Raw genomic sequence first — 21,075 nt, forward strand, 5'->3', positions numbered from 1 at the left:
CGGTCCCGACTACTTCACCGCCCAGCCACTCTCCGACCAGCGGAGGGTGACGGGCTTTCCAGTCGCCGGCAGCTCGACCTCCGAAGCGATGAGGCTGGGCGGCGCGCCGAACGAGGTCGACGGCACCAGGGTCTCCAGCCGGACCACGTACTTCTTGGCCGGCTGAAGCTCCTCGCCGCGCGTCATCGAGAGCTCGATTTCCGCCCCGTTGGGATCGAATGCCAGCGCATACAGACCCATCGCGGCGGCGGCGATCTCGACCGGGACGTCCTCTTTTTCGTTGCCCATGTGCCGCACGATCTTGGCCTCGATGGGCGGGAGCGCGGCCGGCGCCCTGAGCAGCACCACGTTCCGCTTCTCGGAGCGTGGCACTTCGAGCGCAGCAAAGGTCAGCGCGTCCGCCTCTCCCTTCGCTGCACCGGCGGAACCGCGCGCCTCGGACAAGAGCGCCGCCGCGACGTGCCCAGCGAGTGTGCTCGCCGAGGCCTGACCAGAGCGGCCTCCGGTCTCGATGACCCGTGTCAGCATGCGGCGAGCCAGATCCAGGCGGCCGGCCCCGGCTTGCGCCAGCGCCGTACGGATGACACTCGCTGGCTCGTCCGGAGCGAGCTCTGCCAGCGCCGCGTAGGCGCGACTGGCATCGTCGAAGAGCCCCTCGTTGCGCAGGCGGTCACCGAGGAACGCCCGGGCCCAAGGATCTGCCGGAGCGCGCTCGGCGAGCTCACCGAAGGTGCGGCGAGACTCGTCCTCGTTGCCGAGTCGCCGAAGCGCACTGGCGACGTCCGCCAGGACCTCCGCGGAAGCGAAGGGATCGAGCCGCACGCGTCGAGCCTCTTCGATCAGCTCTTCCTTCTTGCCGACCGCCTCGAGCAGCGCGACCAGCCGCGCCTTCAAGAAGCCATCGTGCGGTGCAATAGTCAGGAACCTGCGCACGACGGCCAAGCGGGCATCGTCGCTGTTCGCGGCGCGGTAACGCTTCTGCAATGCCGACATCGGGTAGCTCTCGCTGCCGACCAGCGCCTGTTTCACCTGCGCGAGCTCACTGGCGAAGCGTGCCCGGCGCACCGCCTCTCGTCGCAAGAACGCCGCCGCCTCTACCTCGCCAGCGGTGTCGAGCGCACGGGCGAGCTGCACACGCTGCACACCGTCGACCTGCACCAGCAATATGATCTCGAGCAGGGCGCGACGATCGGACCAGCCCCGGAGCTCACACTGACGCTTGGCGGACAGGTAGACGTCGAGCGGACCTTCGGTCCCGAGCCGTACACGCCACACTCCGCGCCTGAGCGGCATCGGCATCTGAGACAACGACGAACACTTCGTGCCCCGGAGCGCGGCCCGCGGCGGCGGCAGGAGAATGTCGCGGGTCACCCGCACCTTCGTGCCGAGCCCACTTTCCGGGTACGAGAGCCCCGCGAGCGCAACCTCCACGCAGCGGTTGAGCGCGGCGTCGTTGGCTTCGGGACCGACCCCTTGCACCTTGATGTCGCTCGGGCGCCCGTTGCCGTCGATGGCGAGCGATACCTGCAGCGTGCCGGCCAGCTCGGGCCGAAGCGCGGCCCGCGAGTCGCGGCACGCCCGCACCGAGGACATCGCGCCATCGATGGTGAAGGCGGCCGCCGCCGCCACCGCGTTCTCGAGCTCCTTGTCGTCCGCGCGGTCCTCCACTCTGCCCGGGTGTGGGATGCTTGCCAGGGCACCCAGCGCGAAGTCGCCGCTGCTGTTGAAGGCCGGGATGTCCTCCCAGGGGTGGATTAGATCCGACAGCGCCACGTCGAGCTGCCGCGCTTCGAGCGCCGTCGCGATGTAGCCGCCGGACGCGGAAAACCCGGTCCAAGGCGTCATCAGGTGGGCCTTGAGCGCCACGTCTGTCACCGCTTCACGCCCGCGCCGAGCGAGCAGCAGCTCATCGATGCGAGCGTTCGCCCAGCGGCGCCTCACGTCCTCGGGCCACTGTGCCACGCGGATCGAGACCAGGCGGGCGTCCTCGTGGACGCCGGCCTTGTCACGCCACTTGAGTGAAATCGAGCTCGGCGAACGCCCCCGGACCTTGCCGACCACCTCGAGGGTGGTGCCGGCGAAGGCCGCCCGCGCACTGCGCGGGTAGACCTGTTCGAACTCGGGGCCGAGCAACAGCTCGACGCCGGCGAACGCCGGTCGCAGTGCATCCGCAACCAGATCCGTCGCCGCCGCTGTCGCCTCGGACGAGTCGGAGACGAACAGCATGGGCCCTGATGTTCGAGTCAACGCCCTGAGCGCACGCACGTGCGCCGTCGGCCCGACGGCGACGGCACCAACCCGTGGTTTGCCGCCCGCGCGCCGAGACAGCCGCGCTTCGATGCTCTTCACGTCGGGATCGCCAACCGTTGCCCAGCCATCACCCACGTACACGACCACCCCCGCGGGTGCGTCGGCCGGCAGGGCGTCGGCTGCGGCTTCGAGCGCGCGGCCGAGATCCGTCGCGCCCCCGGGCACGAGCTTCCCGAGCGCGTCGAGGATTGCCGTCTTGCGCGCGGCGTCCAGCGGGCCGATGGCGGCCGGGCCGACTGAACGCACCGTCTGATCGGCGGCGAGCACCACGACTTGATCGCGATCACCCAGCGCGTCGAGCACGGCGCGGACGAAGGCTCTGGAGACGTCCAGCTCGGCGGCCTCGGCGCTGCCAGAGGTGTCGACGACGAGCGCGAGGGTCGCGCCGACATCCGGACCGACATCGGGGAGATCGGCGCGCACGAGCACCGTGCTCGCGTCCTCGTCGCCAGACTTCTGCGCGACGTACATCCGAGCATTCGAGTCCCAGGGCGGAAGCTCGAGGTCGACCACCACGTCCGCCGTGGGGCGAAAATCGGGGCGCCGCGTGCGAACGTCGGTCCCGCTCACGTTGGTGCCAGAGCTCGCCGCCACGGCCCGCGGTTTGGCTCCGGAAGCGTCGACGTGCAGCGAGAACTCGCCGATGAGCGGGGCCTCGCCCGGAGCCGCCAGCGGATACCGATACTGAGAAACGAGCTTGCCGCCCTCGTGCCGGACCGGCAGCCACTCGATGTATTCGATGATGACCGTGATCGCCGCACCGCTGGCGATGGAGGGCAGATAGCCGCGAACCCAACCTTCGCCGGCCCACTCGAGGAGCGCGCCGCCTTCCGGGCGAAGCACGGTGTTTTCGCGTGAAGCGATGGCGATGCTGCCCTCCTCGACGGCGTCGCCCCGAGACACGGCAAAACGCGAGACGATCGCGGTCGGCGGTATGGCCATTCGGAAGTCGCCCCGCACAGCCTGACTGCCACCGTTGAAATAGGTCGTGGTCACCCGGCTCTCGGCGACCTCGGCCTGCAGCTTGGCCTCGAGGTCGAGCGAACGAATGGTGAGAGGCGAGCCCGGATCCCCCGGACCCGAGGCCTCGTCCGCACCCCACAGCTCACCCACGGCGCGCCGCGGCGGACCGGCCGCGCCCCAGGGTGCAGCAAGCCCACCCGTCCAGTCGTCGAACACCTTCTCGGCCTTCACGCTGACGTTTGCGCCGTCGATCAGCGCGGACTCACCGGCGCGCACCTTGTGCTCGGTACTGCCGGCGACAACGACGATCTCTTCGTTCGCCGCGTACACCCGCGCTCCGCCGTCCCGTCGCTCGAACCCGACCCGTGCCGCCGCAGGGCGAACCTGAGCGTCGCCGACGACGATCTCGGCGCGCGCTGCCGCCGCGCCCTCGACGAACACCCGGCCCGCTTTGAGCTCGACCTTGCCGTCGCCAATACCAAGCTCCGTCGAGCGATCGACGAGAACGAGTGTGCCGTCATCGAGCCGCAGTCGGGCGCGACCTTGGGCATCCGTCACGAGCCGTTGCCCGGAGCGCAGCCGCACCAGACCACGGCGCTCGATCTCGTCGACCTTCACGCCGGGGTGAACGACCGACAGATCCGCAACGGTGATGGCACTGCGGGTGGCCTTCGGCCGCACCAAGAAGAAACCACCAGCGAGCACGAGCGCGACGACCGCGAATAGCGCCAGAGCGCGCAGTGCCTTAGCCACGGGTCACCTCACCGGCGCCGAGGTTGAAGCGCAACGTATTCGGTCCGCCGCTCTCGAAGCGCACGGGCAGACGCACGATCTTTTCACCTTTGCCCAGCTCATCGAACACGACGGTCAGCACGACCTCAGCTCCGAGCCGCGCCGCGGCTTCGACCTCGTCCTTCTCGATGCGGATCTCGACCCAGCGATCACCCTTCGACGGGAGCCGCGCCTGCGCGACACCGAGGGTCACGTCACCTTCCGCAGCGGGCATCGGAGAGCCGAGCGCGTTCGTGTAGAGCACCGGGTGGAGCTCCGGATGCGCCCAGGTGAGCGTGGCCCGGGCACCGCTGCCCGACTTGGCGCGCTCGGAGGTCAAGACCTGTTCAGCGCGGGCCAGGAGTTGCGCAACCTCCTCTTCCCGTTTGCCTTGGCGTGCGTCGAGTCGTCCCCAGGCCAGGAAGGTGGCCGCGAAAGCCCGTGCGGTCGCAGCAGGCCCGGAGTCGACATCCGGCGCCCCGGCGCCGCGACCCTTCTCCGTCCAGCGCACCGCCGCTTCCAGCTGCCCCTCACCTTGAGCGGCCAGCGCCTGCAACAGCGCCACGCTCGGATCGTCCGGGGTCAGCGTCGCAAGGGTCTCATACTGCCGGCGCGCGTCGGCGAACCAACCGTGAGCGCGTAACAGATCTCCCAATCGGCGGCGCGCCACCGGATCGTCAGGAGAGAACTCCACGATTTCACCAAAAGCGCGCCGGGCCAGCGCCTCGTGTTCGGCCTTCGCTTTGGCGTCCTTCTCGGCCAACGAACGTCGCAGGTAATACTCGCCGATTGCGGTGCGAACATGCGCGTCCACACCGGGCCGCGCTCGCAGCCGCTCGGCCAGGGCTCCCGCTCCTGAGAAGTCACCCGCATCTTCCTCGGCGTCGAGCAAGTCGAGGGCAAGCTTGAAATCGTCGGGCCACTCACTCGAGAGCGCCCGCAGCTTGGCGGCGCGATCCGCCGGGCTCTTGGCTTCGCGCAAGAGCTTCTCGAGCAGCCCCGGGTCCATGGATTTCAGCCCCAGCGCCGAGTGCAATTCCCGCATCTGCTGCGCCGTCTTGATGCGCGCCACGATGCCGCGATACAGCGTGTCGGCCGCAGTGACGTCACCCTTCATCAGCTTCCACAAACCCACTCGCAGCTGAACGTTGCCGAGCGCGTCGAGCATGATGGAGAGCAAGCGCCGGCGCTCGGTCCAGGTTGGCGCCTCACAGCCGGAGAGCGCACGCTGGTACACACCCAGCACACCGCCCGGACTGCCGGCGACGCGGGTGAGCCGCTCGCGCCAGAGTGTGACGCGCTCGGCGAGGGGCAGATCCGCGGCGTCACTGCAGCGCAAGATGAAGCGCGGCATCACGTCGATGCCGATCTGGATGAACGGCGCGGGCGCGGGGTCCGGCTCGGGTTTGGCAGGCCCATCCGGCGAGAAGATGATCGGGTAGACGACGGTCACGATGCCGCCTTCGGGTTGAGGGAACGACAGGCCGGTGTAGGAGCTCACCACGCAGGAGACGACGCTCGCGTCGGGCAGATCCGAACCACCGTTGGTTGCGTTCGCTACCGCGCCCTGTCGGTCGATGACGAACTTCACGGCGACGCGCCCCTGGAGGTTGGGGTTGTTCTTGAGCCCGTTCTCGTAACAGAGCCGAAAGCGCCCGAAATTCTGGCGGATGATGCGCTGCACGACCTCGGGCGGCAGTCGACCGCTGATCTGAGGTGCTCCCATGCGCAGCTTGGGTGCTTGGGCGGCGTGCGCCCCGCCGAGGCGACCGTGGCCACTGCCGAAACCTTGCCCCGTTCCCGTGCCCGCGCCGTGACCGAGGGCGCCGACGGAGCCGAGGCCAATGCCCTCGCCTCGACCGCCACCCCCTTCCCCGACGCCAGAGAGCCCAAGCCCACCAGCGCCGTAGGCGTCGCCGATTTCGTCACCCCAGGTGTTGCCGGCCTTGCCCGCCACCTTCTTCTCAGCAGGTTTCCCGTCGTCTCTGCCCGAAGGCGCAGCCGGCGCCGGGGCCTCCGCCGCGGGCAGGTCTTCGCCCGCTGCAGGCGTCGTCGCAGCGCTCGCAGCCGCTGTCGCGGCCGTGGTCGGTTTTGCCAGCGAGTCCGTCGCCGGCGGCGGGGCGCCACCGGCACCGGTGTTGAGGAGACCGATCATGCCGAACTCGGCAGCATCCTTCAGGGCGGCTTGTCGCGCGATGTGCGGGTCGCGATTGTCCGCGGGTCCGGCCACGCCGTAACGCCGGTTCGAGCCCCCCTTGGGGTTCCCCATCGAACCCTCCTCACCCTTGGCGCGAGTTCCGGTGCCGCCTTCTTTGTTGTCGGCCGAGGTTTCTTCGACCTGTTCTTCTTCGCGGTCCTCGATGCTGCGCGCCATTCGGCGCTCCTCAGCCAGCTCCTTCGCGGTTGGCACGTAATACGACGTGACCGGGGTGATGATTCCGAAGCGAGTCCCGACGTCGACCATCGCGGCGCGCCCCGAGTTCTCTTTCAAGAGCTCCTCGAGCCGGGCTTCGGCCCAGCGCCGCCGCAGATCACCCTGGTCGTCGAGCGCACGCGGCGACAGCGGCAGCTCACGTTTGCCGTCGCGGGTCGTCACGATGATGCGCCTCGGCGTCGCCGCCGACGTACGGCCGACGACCACCACGGTCTCGTCCGCGACCAGCGCGCTCGACCCGCGCGGATAAATCCGCTCCACGTCCCCGCCGAGATCCACCTCGGTGCCGAGCCAGGCTGGACGCTCCGCGTGCTCGAGCACGGCCAGCGCGTTCCGGGCGGCGCCGTGTGCATCGTCAACCCGCGCGGCAAAACCGCCGTTGGCGAGGCCCGAGAGCAGCGCCAGATCGACGTCGCGACCTACGCCGATGGTGAACACGCGCGGCGGCCGGGGTAGCTTGCCCATGCGTTCTTCGAGCTCTTTCAAGCTCAGCTCGCCGACGGTCGCGTGACCGTCGCCGATGTAGACGACGATCCCGCGCCGCGCAGGATCGAGACGACTTGCCGCCTCGGTCAGCATGCTGCCCAGATCCGTCGCGCCGCCCCGCTCGAGACTCGCGAGCGCCGCGGAGTAACGCTGTCGCAGCGTGGAGTCGATCTTCACCAGCCCGGTTGCATCGGGCAGGAGCGGGCGCAGAGCGTCGGCACCCGCCCAGACCACGGCTCGATCATCATCACCCAGGTGGCTGAGCAGCCCGAGCGCTGCGGCGCGTGCCAGCGCCATGCTCGACGTGTCGTTCGCCGCCGACGCATCCACCACAATCGCCAGATCGAGCCCACCCGCCTGGGTCGGGATGTCGGTCGCGCGCAGCGGAACCAAGACGTAGCCCGCCTCGGTGAGGGCCGCCTTGTTGGCTTCCGTGCGTCCGTCCGGCGCGAGCACGTTCAAGTCGGGTTGGTGTTTCGACTGATAGGCACCGAGCGCCGAGATGCCCTCGTCGAACAGCTCTACCGAGAGGTCGGCGCGCGGTGTGTAGTCTTGCCCGCGTACGATCAGCTCCGTGCCCTGGCGTGTGCCGGCCATGCCGACCCGCACGTCCTTCGCTCGCGCCTTGGCGAGGTCGACCTTGATGGTCAGCTCCTCGATGCTCGGCAGGGACGCCTCCGAACCCTCCGCCGCCATCGGGTAGACGTAGTGGCGGCGTTCACCCTTCTCGCCGTTGCGCGGGAGCCACTCGGTGTAACGCACCACCACGCGCCGGGCTTCGCCGGGGCCGATGGGGTAGAGGCGCGCCCGGTACGAACCGGGTCCCTCCCACTCGAGCAGCGCCGGATCTTCCGTCGAGCCGGCGTAGACGTTGGACTGGTACTGCGCGGCGGCGGCCGCGCTCTCCTTGACCCGCCCCCAGACCAGCTCGCCGCCGCGATCGACCCCGAAGCGGTGAATGGAAGCGCCCGTGGGGGCACGGAAGCGGTAGATCCCCTCGACGACCTTCGAGCTCGGATTGAAGAAGCGCTGGTCGACCTCGGTGACGGCGAAGTCGCCGTCGATGCTGACTCGGACGTCGAGCACCTGGATCGCGAGCGGAAAGCGCGGTGCGCCAAGCTCGCCGGGCGGACGCGCGCCGACGGTGCCCACACCGAACGGCGCCGGCGCGGCGACGGGATCGGTCGTTGCGAGACCGCCGGTCCAGTCTTCCCAGACCTTGACGGATTCGACCTTCGCAGCCGCCCCCTGGGCCGCGAGCAGTCGCTCGCCGGCTCGCGCCGGAGTTGCCCCACCGAGGCGAACCTCACCATCGAGCACGTAGGCCTCGGTGGTGCCATTCGTCACGTCGAGGCTTGCGCGCACCTTGGCCAGCTGGAGCTTGCCGCTCGGCGTCTCGATCTCGGTCGCGGGACCCGCCGGCGAGTCGATGAAGATGCGGCCTGACTCGAGCTTCAGACTGTCGGCGTAGAGCACCAGCTCGGCGGGGCCGCGAACGAGCAGCGTGGCCCCAGCGTCGCGCCGCAGCCAGGCAAGCCCACCCGCCTGAACCTTGACCCGCTCGCCGTCGACCAGGCGTTCGCGCGGGTAGGGCGCGCGCTCCTTTTCGTCGGGTGGTGTCACCAGCACCGAGCGCCGAACGGTGCGCAGCTCTGCCCACGTTTGACTACGCGGCGCCAGCGGCTTTTCACCGCGTCCGCAGCCGAACGCCGACAGAACCAGAACAAAAAACCCAAGCCAGACGCTGAAGCGCCTAGCGATATTCGGTCGCATGCAGCGTAGCCAGACCATATGGCGCCTCCGAAAGTTCCCCGGGGGCGGGACTATACGCCGGGGACTGTGAGCGGCGCGAGCGCTGCTATGCTGCCGGGGAATGTGGCATTTCGCGCGAATTCTGGCGCTCACGCTGCTGATTTTCTCGCCCAGCGCCGTGGTCGGCTCCTGCGCCGGGAGTGACTGCGAGCGAAACAGCGACTGCGCCTACGCCCAGTGTATCAGTGGCGAGTGTGTCGCCGAGTGCAAGTTGGACATCGACTGCCAGTTCGGGCTCGTGTGCAACACCCAGATCGGGCGCTGTGATCCCCCGTCCGATGGCAGCGCAGGGACGGGCGGCGGCTCACCCGATGGCTCCGCCGGGACCGGAGCTACAAACACCGGTGGCGCGGCTGGCACGACGGGAGGCGGCGCGCCGAAGCGGCGGTGCACCGAGCGGCGGTGCACCGAGCGGCGGCGGCGCGCCGAGCGGCGGCGGCGGTCCGAACGGCGGCGGCGCGCCGAGCGGCGGCGGCGGCGGCACGGCAGGAAACAAACTCGAGCTCGACCTGTGCGGTTCGGATACCGAGTGCGGCAGCGGGATGCTCTGTCGTCCCTTCGGCAAGGGTCTCGCGAAGCGCTGCACCCGCACGTGCGGCGCCATCGGACCGACCGCTCAGTGTCCAAGCGGCAGCCGCTGCGAGGCCATCGGCAGCGAGCAGTTCTGCATGCTCAGTGACATCGGCAAGGCATGCACGCAGGCCGCCGAGTGCCAGTATGCGTGTATCACCGCACCCAAGTACTGCACCTCGGTGTGCAGCTCGGGGGCCGACTGTCCCAACGGCTGGGGCTGCATGGCCGTGTCGGGGCAGAAGGTGTGTGTGAAGGCTGCAGAGCCTTGCGACACCAACAACACGACGGGCTGCATTGCCCCCGCTGCTTGTGACACCTCGGCGAACCTGGTCGTGGCCGGCTGCACTCTCGCGTGCAGCACTGCCGCCGACTGCCCGGTGCGCGCCGCCGGCATGGCGGCATGGACCTGTGACGGGCTGTGCCGGCGCCCAACGAGCGGCGCGACCGCCATCTACGGTCCCCTCGAAGGGGGCTCCGTTCCAGCACAATACGCCTGCAATCTGGCCAGCCAGGTCGTGAACGTGTGCGGTGACGGACAGCACATCGACTTCAACGCCTTCACCATCCCCAACCCGCCGTCGGTGAACTGCTCGTCGCTTGTCACGACGGACGGCGTGGCCGGCGACGCGTGCGTGGACTCGTGTCGATACAGTGGCGGCTGCCCGTCCGGGTTCCTGTGCAGCGCGCTGGGTTCAGTCAGCGCCTCGAGCCGCATCGGCCTGTGCCTGCCCGCGCTCGGCGCCGGAGCCGTCGGCGCCGCTTGTAACAAGGACGCCGACTGTTTCTTCGGATACTGCAACCGTACGGCGAAGAAGTGCTCGCGCGACTGCACCGAGGACGGACTCTGCACTTCGGGGTCGAGCTGCATCGCGGCCGGCGGACCGAGCATCGACGGATTGCCATTCCGTCGTTGTGAATGACGGTGCGCGGCGCGTTGCGGCAGCCCAATTTGCGCGTGCGTGCGTCAGGTGAGTTAGTCGGCAGGCCTGCGTGCCGCCGAACCGACGCAGCTTCCCCCGCGCAGCTCGCTTCCGAACGCACCGCGGGCGCCGGCCGCACCGCGTGGGTGCGAGCGACGCCCGTGTGCACTGGGCTGCGTCAGAGCGCTCAGCGCGTTACCTTCCCCGACCGCCGGCGGCGCATCACGAGCACACCGAGCAGGGCGCCAAGGGCAGCGAACAGGCCGCTCGAGCGGGACTGTCCGGGCACCGCGCAGCCACAACTGCCGTCGTCACCCGACTCCGGCTCCGCGGCGGGCGGGGGCGGTACGGGTCCGCAGAAGCCAGCCTCGGCGGTCGTGCTCGAACACTGCTCAGTCGTCGGGCAACCGTTGCCACCGGAGCCGCGGCAACCCTCCACACACTTGTCAGCTTCGCAGATGCGTCCACTGTTCGGTCCGCCGCAGTCATCGTCGGTATCACAACCGCAAACCGGCTCGGGATTCACCAGGCAGACCGGACCGTCCGGGTGGTTCACACACTCCGGCGCGTTCGGACCCGGCGTGCACGCCGAACACTTGCCACCGACACAGGCCGGAGCGCTGGACGGGCACATCGACGTGTTCGTCGCCGAGCACTCGCCACAGGTACCGTCGGACTGACAGGCGGGGAAGTTCGGATCCGTGCACTCGGAGTCCGTCTGACAGGGCTGGCAGGTGTGGGTCGCGAGATCGCAGAAGGGTTTGTTCGCGGGGCAGTCCATGTTGCTGCCGCACTCGTCGACCGTCACGGTGGTCGGCTGCGGTCCCGGCATCAGGGGGTCGCCGTCCGAGAGCCAGGTCTTCGGTAGACCGCCAGCCAGCCCCGATGCATCGATGCTCGCCTGATTGGGGATCGAGCCGGTCTCGGCCTTCACCTTGACCCGGAAGTGGATCTCGAAGCCCGCTCCGACGGCGATCTGGCCACCCTTGGTTGCACTGGCCCCGGTCCCCAGGCGCACACGCAGCGTGCCGGTTGCCGGGTCCCACTCGCCACGGTCATCACCCACAGCGTTGGTGAAGGGAACGGCTGCGCCGTTCTCGATGCTGGTCAGGCTACCGGGCACGAGCTCCAGGCGAGGGTCCAACACGTCCTGCCACACGCTGTTCACGGCGGCGTCGTTGCCGCTGTTGGTCGCCGTCAGCGTGTACTCGACCACGTCGTCCTCGAGCAGCACGCCACCGTCCAGATCGACGGCGACGTTGGCGAAATCGGGAAAATCCGGGGACTTGTTGGTGATGGCAGTCACGAATCCGCCGAGCAAGAACTTGTCCTTGGCGGACTCGGCGGAGAGCGCGGCGCTCTTGTCGCCGGCCTTCACCAGGTTGCTGACGTCGACGGTGTCGAGATCGTAACCGCCCATCGTGCCTGCCTGCCCACTGAGCTTCGGCACGTCGTTCGCGCCGCTGACCGGCTTGCCGAAGAACGTACGCGAGCTGTTGAAGAAGTTGTCCTTCGGGTTGCCCGAGCTGCTGAGCAGCTGTCCGTTGAAGAGCAGCTGGTCCCCCGTGTAGACCGTGTCGCCCTCGTAGGTGAACGCGGTCATGCGCGCCGTGAAGCCCGCTGGGACCAGGAATCCGGACAGGCTCACCGCGGCGTTGCCGAGGCCGAACTCCGGCGCTACGTGGGTGAAACCGTCGAACAGCGCGAGGTTGCGCAGCTCCTCACCCGTGCGCTGGTAGAACACCACCAGGGTCCAGGCCGAGAACGCCAGGTGAGCGTCGATGTTCGACATCTGGATCGCGTCGACGTCCGTCACGCGAAAATCGGAAGCTGCCCACGACGACACCAGCTGAGTAACGTCCGCGGTGGACTGGTAGTAGTACCAGTCCGGGTGCTCCGTGAACCCGTAGAACGTCGTCCACGAGTCGTCGGCGTTGATGATCGTCGGAACACCACCGACCGAGTCGACGGTCACGTTCTTGTCGGGCTGCGCCCCGGAGTGCAACGCCCCCCAGTAGAGCCGCGCGTACTGAACCTGAGCCCCGGCGGGCAGCGCGAGCGTCGCGCTCGTGCGAGCTTTGGTCGGCAAGATCGCCCCGCTCGCAACGTTGTCCCGCCAGTAGAGATCGGGTGCCGTGTCGTCGACGTTGGTTGCGCCCGAGCACGAGACCTTGCTGCCCGCGGGAGCCGCCGGCATGCCCGCGGCGCAGTCGAACGCCAGCGTCGAACCAATGACCACGGCGTCGCCCTGCATGTCCGCTTGGTGCCGGAGCTTCGGCGGGTGGGCGGACGCGGCGCTCGCCAGGGGGGCCGCCGTCAGGACTGCGAGAAGCGAAGTGAGATGGATGCGGGACATGGGGGGTTTCCTCCGTTCCCATGCCTTAGCAATGTGTGTGCCGATGTAGGTAAAGTCGGCACATGCGGAAATTCTCGGTATTTTCTACCAGTCTTGGGTGGCGGAGTGGCCCCCACAGCGCCGGCTGCCAACCCTCGGTTGGCGTTCCGGGGTGGCGCTTCCCGCGTTTCGAGCGGTCCGAGCGCGGCCTCGGGCCGTCACTCCGGCGGGGCGAGCAGCGGGCGCGGCTCACCTTTGCCGACCTGCATCGTGAGGCTCAGGAACTTCTTCAGCGGTCGACGCGATTTCGCGTCCGCGCCGATGCCCCAGAGCCCGACCTGGAGAGTGATCTTGTCGCCCGCTCCCAGGGGTTTGTCTCCGGCCTTGCTGGGCCACTTCGCCACGAGCTTCGTGATCGTCCCGGGAGTGACGAAGGCCTCATCCTCACCATCTCGTGTGTCGGCGAGTGATTCGACCTTGCCGGCCTTGCGGGTCAGCTGGCCCGCCAGCGCGAGTGCCCCGGACTTCGGTTGCAAGAGGGAGTGCATCTTGTCGTCCTCGGCCTCGGCTTCGACGTCGATCTGAACGCCCCAGCCGCCGCCGACGCGGACCGCCTTGGCGGTTGGGCGGAAGTGCACGCCTTCGGCGATGACCTCGAGCTTGCCGCTGGCCATCACGTACTTCACCTCACGGGGGCTCGTATCGGGCTCGGGCTCGGGAGGTTTGGCTGAAGCCTCGGCGCTCGGGCTCGGCGACGGCTCGACGGGCTCTGCCGGCGTGGTGGCCGTCGCGCTGGGCGCTGGGTCTGCTTTTGCAGCCGGCGCCGCGGGCTCGGGCGGGGTTCCACACCCCAGACCAATCACCCCGCACACGATCAGCACACTCGATTTCATGTTCGACTCTCCGTCCATTCACGCTTCACGGCCGCCACCAGCTCTGGGTCGTCCAAGAGATCGAGGGCCGTGCGCGCCATCGCTTTGGCGCCGACCAACATCGTCTCGAAACCTCGCTCACTCGCGGCGCACTCCAGGAATCGGTGCTCGTGACAGAGCGACTCGCCCTCGTCGCAGATCGCCAGATAGGGGTGAATGGCCGGCACGACCTGGCTCACGTCACCCATGTCCGTCGATCCGGCGCCCACACGGTCGTCGCTCTCCCGGCCCGGGCGACCCAGGCTCGAGAGCGCCGCGCCGAAGCGGCGCGCCAAGGTCAGGTTGTTCCTCATCTCGCGGTAGCCGGTACGAACCGACAGCTCGACCTCGACGCCGCAGGCGAGCGCCGCCCCGCGCGCGCAACGCTCGACGATGCCCTGCACCCGCTCGAGCTCTTCGTTGCTCGGGGCCCGCACCGAGAACTCCGCCGCGGCGTGCTCCGGGATGATGTTCACCGCCTGCCCACCGTTGGTGACGAAACCGTGCACGCGCACGCCATCGCGGAAATGCACGCGCTGTGAATCGATCAACCGAAATGTCTCGAGGCAGGCGGTCAGCGCACTCTTGCCTTCCCAGGGTGCGGCCGAGGCGTGCGACGGTGTCCCCTTGAAGCGCAGCTCCACCCATTTGCTGGCCAGGGCCGGGTGCGCCAAGAGGTCGCGGTCGAACGGGTGGAACATCATCGCCACGTCCACGCCGTCGAAGACGCCCTTCTCGATCAGACGGATCTTCCCGGCTCCGCCTTCCTCTCCGGGAGTGCCGATGATCTCCACCGCCCCAGGCAGCTCCGTGCCGAGACGCGCGAGCGCCAGGAACGCCCCCACGGCTCCGCCAGCGATCAGGTTGTGGCCACAGGCGTGCCCGATCTCCGGTAGTGCGTCGTACTCGGCCAAGATCGCGATCAGCGGCCGCTCCCCCGCCCCGACGCGCGCTCTGAACGCCGTCGGGTAGCCGCACAGCTCGCGCTCGACGCGCACCCCACCGTGGTTCTCGAGGGTCTCGGTGATCCAGGCGGTGGCGCGAAACTCCTCCCAGCGCAGCTCGGGGTTGTCATGCAGCTTCTGCGACAGCTCGACGAGCGGAGCCCGGAGCTCGTCGATGGACGCGTCGGTCGCTCTGCGGTCGATGGGCATCGACCCGAGGCATACCACAGGAGCAGCCGCGCCTCCGGCGCACCCGCGCCCGTGTGGGCAACGCCGCCCGAGTGCGGTAGGAAGGCCACGTGCCCCACCCGAGGCTCGCGCCGTTCATCGCACCGCTCGTGCTGGCGGCCGCCGGCGCGCTCAGCCTGGGCACCGCCTGCGAGCGCCCGGATGCACAACGCGCCGCGCCTTCGGTCGACGCTCCGACCCGCAGTGCTCCGCCGTCTACACTCGCGACCGCCCCAGCGTCTTCCGGCACCGCCGTCGTCGTTTCGGCGCCCACCCGGGTCGACGTCGTGAACACGGCCATGGGCACCGAGGTGCACATCATCGCTTACACGACGCCGGCCACCGATGAAGCTGCGGTCCGCACCGCAATCAAGAATGCCGTCGAGGAGATTCGGCGCCTCGAGGACGTGATGACGACCTGGCGCCCCAGCGAGCTCCAGAGTCTCAACGACAAGGCCGGCACCTGGGTGGAGCTCGGCAAAGACTCGCTGGACGTCCTTCAGAAGAGCATCTGGGCGGGCAAGACGTCGAAGGGCACGTTCGACATCACGTTCGCTTCCATGAGCGACGTCTGGAAATTTGGCGACGCTGCCGAAGCCGAGCCGAAACTGCCGAGCCGAGCGGAGATCGAAAGACGCCGCAAGCTGATCGACTACCGAAAGATCGAGCTAGACCCGAACGGCAAACGCGCTCGCATTGGCAAGGGCCAGCGCATCGACGTCGGCGGCATCGCCAAGGGGTACGCGGTCGACGCGGCAGCGCGTGTGCTCACAGCGGCAGAGGTCAAAGATTTCCTGGTCCAGGCCGGCGGCGATCTCTTCGGGTCCGGGAGAAAACCAGACGGCTCACCCTGGGTGAGCGGCATCCGTGATCCCCGCGGTCCCGCGACGCAGTTTTTTGCGACCATCGAGCTCGAGAACCATGCATTTTCCACGGCGGGCGACTACGCCCGCTCGTTCGTCAAGGACGGCAAGCGTTATCACCACATCATCGATCCGCGCACCGGCTGGCCCGCCACCGAGTGCCGCAGCGTGACGATCTGGGCGGGTGACGCCTTCACCGCCGACGCGGTCGACGACGCGGTCTTCATTCTGGGCCCGAAAGAGGGGCTGGAATTGATCGAGTCCCTGCCCGACGTCGGCGCCGTGATCGTGGACAAGAAGAACGAGGTTCACATCAGCCGCCGCCTCGAGGGCAAGGTGAAGGTCACGCGTCCGCCGACGGACGCGCTGTAAAGCGCCGCGGGTTTTGATAGGCGGCGTCGCTCAGCGGGTTGCACGCGCTGCTCTGTTTGCCGTCGATCGCAGCGGCGCTCGGCCCACCTCCAGCGCCCGCTCCCGCAATCCCGCTCGCGCCCCCGCTGCCGCTCATGCCGCCCAGCGCCCCGGTCCCGGCCGTGCCCCCCGGTTGCAGCGCCGCCGCTGCCCGCGACCCCGCCGCTCGCCCCGCTGCCGCTGGCGCCGGCGCTGCCCCGGCCGACGTCGGAACCGTCGCTCGAAGAACCACAAGCGACCAAGGGAGCCGATGCCGCGAGCAGAGCCAGCCGTGTGAGCCAGCTCCTCATCAGCGGCACGGTAGCAGAAGGGACACTCCGCCCTTCGATCGCACACCCGCAGATCCCTCGGACCGCGTTGGCGTATCGCCCATCAGCGGGTTAGCCTGCTTCGGTCGTGAAGTCGCAGCCCCGGAACCCCGCGCCGCGCATGCACAATGGCAACGGCCGCCGGGGCGCCGAGCCGCCGTGGGCCCGCTTGCCCGAACACGAGCTGCTCACGTGGCGGATCTGCGATCTCGGTCTCGAGATCGAAGGCACAGTTCTCGAAGAGCGGATCAACCGGCTCTACGAGGACCTCGAACACCGAGGCCTGCGCTTCCGTCCGCACTTCTGGCTGTCGGACGAGTGGTTCTCGCCGGACGGCGTACCGGGAGTGGCGATCCCTTTTTACCTGGCGCACCCGCGGCTTGCGGCTCTCGAACGCAAGAACATGCTGGAGGTGGAGGGTGGCACGGAGGACTGGTGTCTGAAGATCCTGCGCCACGAGACCGGCCACGCGTTCGACACCGCGTACCGCCTGCACCGCCGCGAGCAGTACCGAACCCTGTTCGGCAAATACTCGACACCGTATCCGGAGACCTATCGACCAAGACCCTACAGCAAGAACTACGTGCTGCACCTCGAGCCGTTCTACGCTCAAGCGCACCCGGCCGAGGACTTCGCCGAGACCTTTGCCGTATGGCTCAAACCGCGCTCCCAATGGCGCGCCACCTACGAAGGCTGGCCCGTCATCAAGAAGATCGAGTACGTCGCCGGCTTGATGCAGGAGGTGCGCGACGTCAGACCACTGATTGCCGTCCGCACCCAGGTCGAGCCGGTGCGCAAGCTGAGACAGACGCTGGGGGAGCACTACGCGAGCAAGTGTGAGATGTACGACATCAACTTGCCCAACCTGTACGACCAGACCTTGCGCAAGCTGTTCTCGGACTCGCCGGAGTACGCCACCCAGCCCTCCGCCGCGGGTTTCCTGCGACGAAATCGCACCGACCTGAGAAAACTGGTCGCGCGCTGGACGGGCGAATATCAGTACATCATCGACCAGGTGCTCGAAGAGATGATCGAGCGTTGCCACGACCTGAACCTGCGGCTCGATCGCCCGGTCGAACAGACACAGCGCGAGGCTGTTGCGCTCGTCACGGTCCAGACAATGAACTACCTACACGGCGGATTTCATCGGGTGGCCCTGTGACGAAACCCAAAGTCAAGAAACTCCGCGTGCTCGTGCTGGTCCACGAAGATCTGGTGCCGCCCGAGTCCATGGAAGGCTACACCGACAAGGAAATCCAGGAGTGGAAGTCCGAGTTCGACATCATCACCACGTTGCGCGACATGGGGCACGACGTGCGACCCGTGGGGGTGTCGGACGACCTGAGCAAGATCCGCAAAGAGATCGACCAGTGGAAGCCTCACATCGCCTTCAACCTGCTCGAGGAGTTCCACGGCGTCGCGCTCTACGACTCCCACGTCGTCAGCTATCTGGAGCTCCTGCGGCAGCCGTACACGGGTTGTAACCCGCGCGGCCTCTTGCTCGCGCACGACAAGGGTCTGTGCAAGCAGATCCTGTCCTACCACCGGATTCTGACCCCGAAGTTCGCGGTCTACCCGCTCAAGCGCGCGGTCAAACCCCCGCGGCGCATGGCCTACCCGATGGTGGTCAAGAGTGTCAGCGAAGAGGCGTCCCGGGGCATCTCCCAGGCGTCGATCGTCACCAACGACGAGAAGCTCAAAGAGCGCGTCGAGTTCGTGCACCACCACGTGCAGTCGGATGCCCTGGTCGAGGAGTACATCGAAGGCCGCGAGCTCTACGTCGGGATCGTGGGCAACACCCGGCTCCAGACCTTCCCGATCTGGGAGCTGCAATTCACCAAGAGCGGCGACCGGGTGCCGCTGATCGCGACGGCCAAGGTCAAGTGGGACTACGACTACCAGAAGAAGCTGGGCGTAGAGACGAACGCCGCAAAGGACCTGGGGGACGGGGTCGAAGCCCGCATCATCAAGCAGTGCATTCGCACCTACCGGGTGCTCGGTCTGACCGGCTACGCCCGAATGGATCTGCGTCTGGCCGAGGATGGGCGCGCCTACATTCTGGAGGCCAACCCCAACCCGAACCTCTCTTACGGTGAGGACTTTGCCGAGTCGGCGGAGGTTGGCGGGGTCAGCTACGAGGCGCTGATGCACAGGATCATCACGCTCGGTCGCAGCTACAAGGCGGCGTGGCGGGCGGATACCTGAGGCTGCCGACGGAAATGCCGGACGGCTAGTCCGAGCGCGGCACCCTGGAGCACCGCGCAGAAATAGAACGGTGTGCCGATGCGCCAGTCCCCCTTGGGGAAGTGCGAGACCATCGCCAAGAGCGGCGCGCCGAGAGCGGGGGCGAACACGGCCATCAGGCTGTTGAGTGAGCTGACGGCGCCCATGGACTGACCTTGACTGCGCGCGTCCGTCGCGCTCGAGATGATGCTCTGGATCGTCGCAGTGACGGTGGTGCCGAGCAGGTTCATGAGGATGATGACGAACATCATCCAGCTCTTGGTGGCCGCCCCATACGCAAGATAGGCGAGGGTGGACGATACCAGCCCGAGCACAGCCAGGCGCTCGGGAGTGAACACCTTCAGCAGGCGCCCCAGAAGAAACCCCTGTGTGATCACCGACACCAGTCCAGCCGCGGCCAGCGCCCAGCCGTTCTCGCGCGGGCCCCAGCCAAACTTGAAGCTCGAGTAGAGCACCCAGGTCCCGTAGAGCACGAACTGCGCGAGGCCCGAGCAGGCGATCACCGCGATCAGTCCGCCCGCCCCCTGGATTCGCGCGAGGCCCCGCAGCGAGGCGATCGGCGTCACGTTCTTCCAGGCGAACGCCCGCCGTTTGTCGCTCGCGAGCGACTCGGGCACCACGAGAAATCCGTAGAGCAGGTTGCAGAGGGCCAGGCCGCCGGCCACGAAGAACGGCAGCTGCAGGTTGATCGAGCCGAGCAGGCCGCCCACCACGGGACCCAGGATGAAACCCACGCCGAACATCGCGCCGAGCAGGCCGAAGCGGCGGGCGCGGTCCTCGGGCGGCGTGATGTCCGCCACGTAGGCGTTCGCCACCGAGACATTCGCCTGCATCGCGCCGCCCACCAGTCGCGCGGCGATCAACATCCAGAGCTCGGTCGCCAGAGCCGTGGCAAAAAAGGTGATCGCGAGGCCCAGGAACCCGATCAGCATCACCGGGCGGCGACCGAAAGCGTCCGACAGCGTGCCGAGGACCGGCGAGGCGAAGAAGTTGGCGATCCCGAACGCAAAGGCGACGGCGCCGTACCAGAAGGCTTGTTCGGCCTGGGAGTGGGTGAAGGCGCCGACCAAGATCGGCAGCACCGGGATGATGATCCCGATCGCCATCATGTCGATCAGCACCGCGATCATGATGAACGGCATCGCCGCGCTGCGACCCTTCAGCTCCGACGCGGCGCTCGCTCCGGTCGTCGAGTTGGGTTGCATGAGCTCCATCGCGTTCGGCCAAGAACGCGCTGACAAGGACGCGAGCCTAACCCAGCCGGTCCAGCTCCGCCAAGGACTGGGCCGGCGGGTCAAGCCGCAAATCCGACCGATTTAGTCAGCTCCCCCTTGCCCACCGCGCGCCGCGGCCCCATCAAGGGGGCCATGCCGCGCCCCATCCTCGACGAAGACAAGATCCACCCGAGCATCCGCCAGCAAGTCGCCACCCATCACAACGAGATCGTGAAGGAGGTGCAGGCCGCCGTCGCCAAACACGGCCGTCGTCGCGGGGACGGGCCAAACCCAAGAAGGCCAGGGCCGGGAGGCCCACAACGTGGCGTACGAGTACCTGAGCGAGCACTGGCGAATGGCGCCCGCGGCCGCGAAGATGTGGAGCGGCGGCCCCTTCCGTGGTGTTCGGGGCGGGCCCGCCCCGCCCAGGACGGGCGCGCGGGGCGGGATGGTGTCCTTCACGGGGGCGGCGTCAGCTGGCGTGGGGCCGGGGCCATTCCGACAACGCGCCCTGATGGTGCCCTGCGGGGGGGAGTCGCCGGAGAAACCCTCGAGAAGGCGTTGCTGCGCGCACCCCGCCGCCCCCCGGGGGGGGGAGGAAGGGTGACCCAGCAGGCGGACGACGCTCCGGTCCTTCTTCACCTCGTCCACGATGTTGAGCATGCTGGCCACGGTTCCGCCGCTGGCGCTGCCGCGCATCTTGCCCACACACAGCTTCACCTCGGTGCAGGGCGACCCGTAGCTGGCCAGGGCGTGCTCTTGCAGCATGAACGTGCCGATGTCGGACGGGATCGAATCAAATCCACAGCAGGTCACGATGCGGGCGCCGGTCTCTTCGGCCCGCGCGTGGTGCCGATCGATCATGCGGCGGATCCACTGGGTCTCGCCGGTCAGATCCGCGTAGTCCGTCCCAGGCTCGGCGCAGGCCGAAACCAGCTCGCTGCCGTAGCGGGCGTAGGGCCCGACCGTGCTGCAGATGACACTCGCCTCCGTGGCGAGGCGCGACAGGAACGCGGTGTCGTGGCTGTCACCGACGCGGAGCGGCAGCTCCGCCGCGCTCGGCACGATGGCAGCGAGCTCGGGGGGCACCCCCCGGGCGGGCCCCCCGCCGGCCCCCCCCGCGGGGGCCCGGCGGGCCGGCCGGCGCGGCGGGGCCGGGCCCGCGGGGGGGGGGGGCCGGGCCGCGGCACCCCCCGCCCCCAAAAGCCACCAGTTCGAGTGGGCGTGAGCGGTCGTGGCCGCGGACGAGATTCGGACTGCCGTTGCTGCGCTCAGACACGGAAGAAACCTAGTCCCCCGAGCTTCCCGCCGCCAAAGGCCACACGCGCGTGAGCGTTTGGGCCGCTCA

General features: G+C 68.4%; 11 protein-coding genes. 4 read left to right on the forward strand and 7 right to left on the reverse strand.

Annotated features, from left to right (window positions below; genetic code table 11):
- Window positions 1-9: 9 nt before the first annotated feature.
- Window positions 10-4,026 (reverse strand): VWA domain-containing protein, encoded by a 4,017-nt coding sequence (locus tag IPI67_04290; GenBank protein ID MBK7579407.1) that lies wholly within the window; start codon window positions 4,024-4,026, stop codon window positions 10-12.
- Window positions 4,019-8,737, reverse strand: a complete 4,719-nt coding sequence (locus tag IPI67_04295) for an AgmX/PglI C-terminal domain-containing protein (protein MBK7579408.1) — start codon at window positions 8,735-8,737, stop codon at window positions 4,019-4,021. The genes IPI67_04290 and IPI67_04295 overlap by 8 nt, the downstream gene beginning before the upstream one ends.
- Window positions 8,738-9,054: 317 nt before the next feature.
- Between IPI67_04295 and IPI67_04300 the strand changes: the two genes are divergently transcribed.
- Complete coding sequence (locus tag IPI67_04300; protein ID MBK7579409.1) at window positions 9,055-10,269, forward strand: hypothetical protein; 1,215 nt, start codon at window positions 9,055-9,057, stop codon at window positions 10,267-10,269.
- Between the two features lie 187 nt (window positions 10,270-10,456).
- Here the strand turns inward: IPI67_04300 and IPI67_04305 are convergent, their stop codons facing one another.
- The 3 genes from IPI67_04305 to IPI67_04315 form a co-directional block, all read right to left on the reverse strand.
- Complete coding sequence (locus tag IPI67_04305) at window positions 10,457-12,625, reverse strand: isopeptide-forming domain-containing fimbrial protein (protein MBK7579410.1); 2,169 nt, start codon at window positions 12,623-12,625, stop codon at window positions 10,457-10,459.
- Window positions 12,626-12,822: 197 nt separating this feature from the next.
- Window positions 12,823-13,497 carry a hypothetical protein gene (locus tag IPI67_04310; protein ID MBK7579411.1) on the reverse strand — a complete coding sequence of 225 codons (675 nt, stop codon included), beginning with the start codon at window positions 13,495-13,497 and terminating at the stop codon, window positions 12,823-12,825.
- Complete coding sequence (locus IPI67_04315; protein MBK7579412.1) at window positions 13,494-14,669, reverse strand: M20 family metallopeptidase; 1,176 nt, start codon at window positions 14,667-14,669, stop codon at window positions 13,494-13,496. The genes IPI67_04310 and IPI67_04315 overlap by 4 nt, the downstream gene beginning before the upstream one ends.
- An 89-nt stretch (window positions 14,670-14,758) precedes the next feature.
- Here IPI67_04315 and IPI67_04320 point away from each other — a divergent pair, with 89 nt between their 5' ends.
- The 3 genes from IPI67_04320 (at window position 14,759) to IPI67_04330 (ending at window position 18,474) form a co-directional block, all read left to right on the forward strand.
- Complete coding sequence (locus IPI67_04320) at window positions 14,759-15,922, forward strand: FAD:protein FMN transferase (protein MBK7579413.1); 1,164 nt, start codon at window positions 14,759-14,761, stop codon at window positions 15,920-15,922.
- A gap of 468 nt (window positions 15,923-16,390) precedes the next feature.
- Window positions 16,391-17,431, forward strand: a complete 1,041-nt coding sequence (locus IPI67_04325; GenBank protein ID MBK7579414.1) for a putative zinc-binding metallopeptidase — start codon at window positions 16,391-16,393, stop codon at window positions 17,429-17,431.
- A 68-nt stretch (window positions 17,432-17,499) separates the two neighbouring features.
- Window positions 17,500-18,474, forward strand: coding sequence for an ATP-grasp domain-containing protein (locus IPI67_04330; GenBank protein ID MBK7579415.1), 975 nt, complete (start codon window positions 17,500-17,502; stop codon window positions 18,472-18,474).
- Here IPI67_04330 and IPI67_04335 read toward each other — a convergent pair.
- Window positions 18,444-19,811 carry an MFS transporter gene (locus IPI67_04335; GenBank protein MBK7579416.1) on the reverse strand — a complete coding sequence of 456 codons (1,368 nt, stop codon included), beginning with the start codon at window positions 19,809-19,811 and terminating at the stop codon, window positions 18,444-18,446. The genes IPI67_04330 and IPI67_04335 overlap by 31 nt on opposite strands.
- An 18-nt stretch (window positions 19,812-19,829) precedes the next feature.
- Window positions 19,830-20,816: a hypothetical protein gene (locus tag IPI67_04340; GenBank protein MBK7579417.1), complete on the reverse strand. Its 987-nt coding sequence runs from the start codon at window positions 20,814-20,816 to the stop codon at window positions 19,830-19,832.
- Between the last annotated feature and the right edge of the window lie 259 nt (window positions 20,817-21,075).

The sequence above is a fragment of the Myxococcales bacterium genome, from assembly GCA_016706225.1.
Classification (GTDB): domain Bacteria; phylum Myxococcota_A; class Polyangia; order Polyangiales; family Polyangiaceae; genus JADJKB01.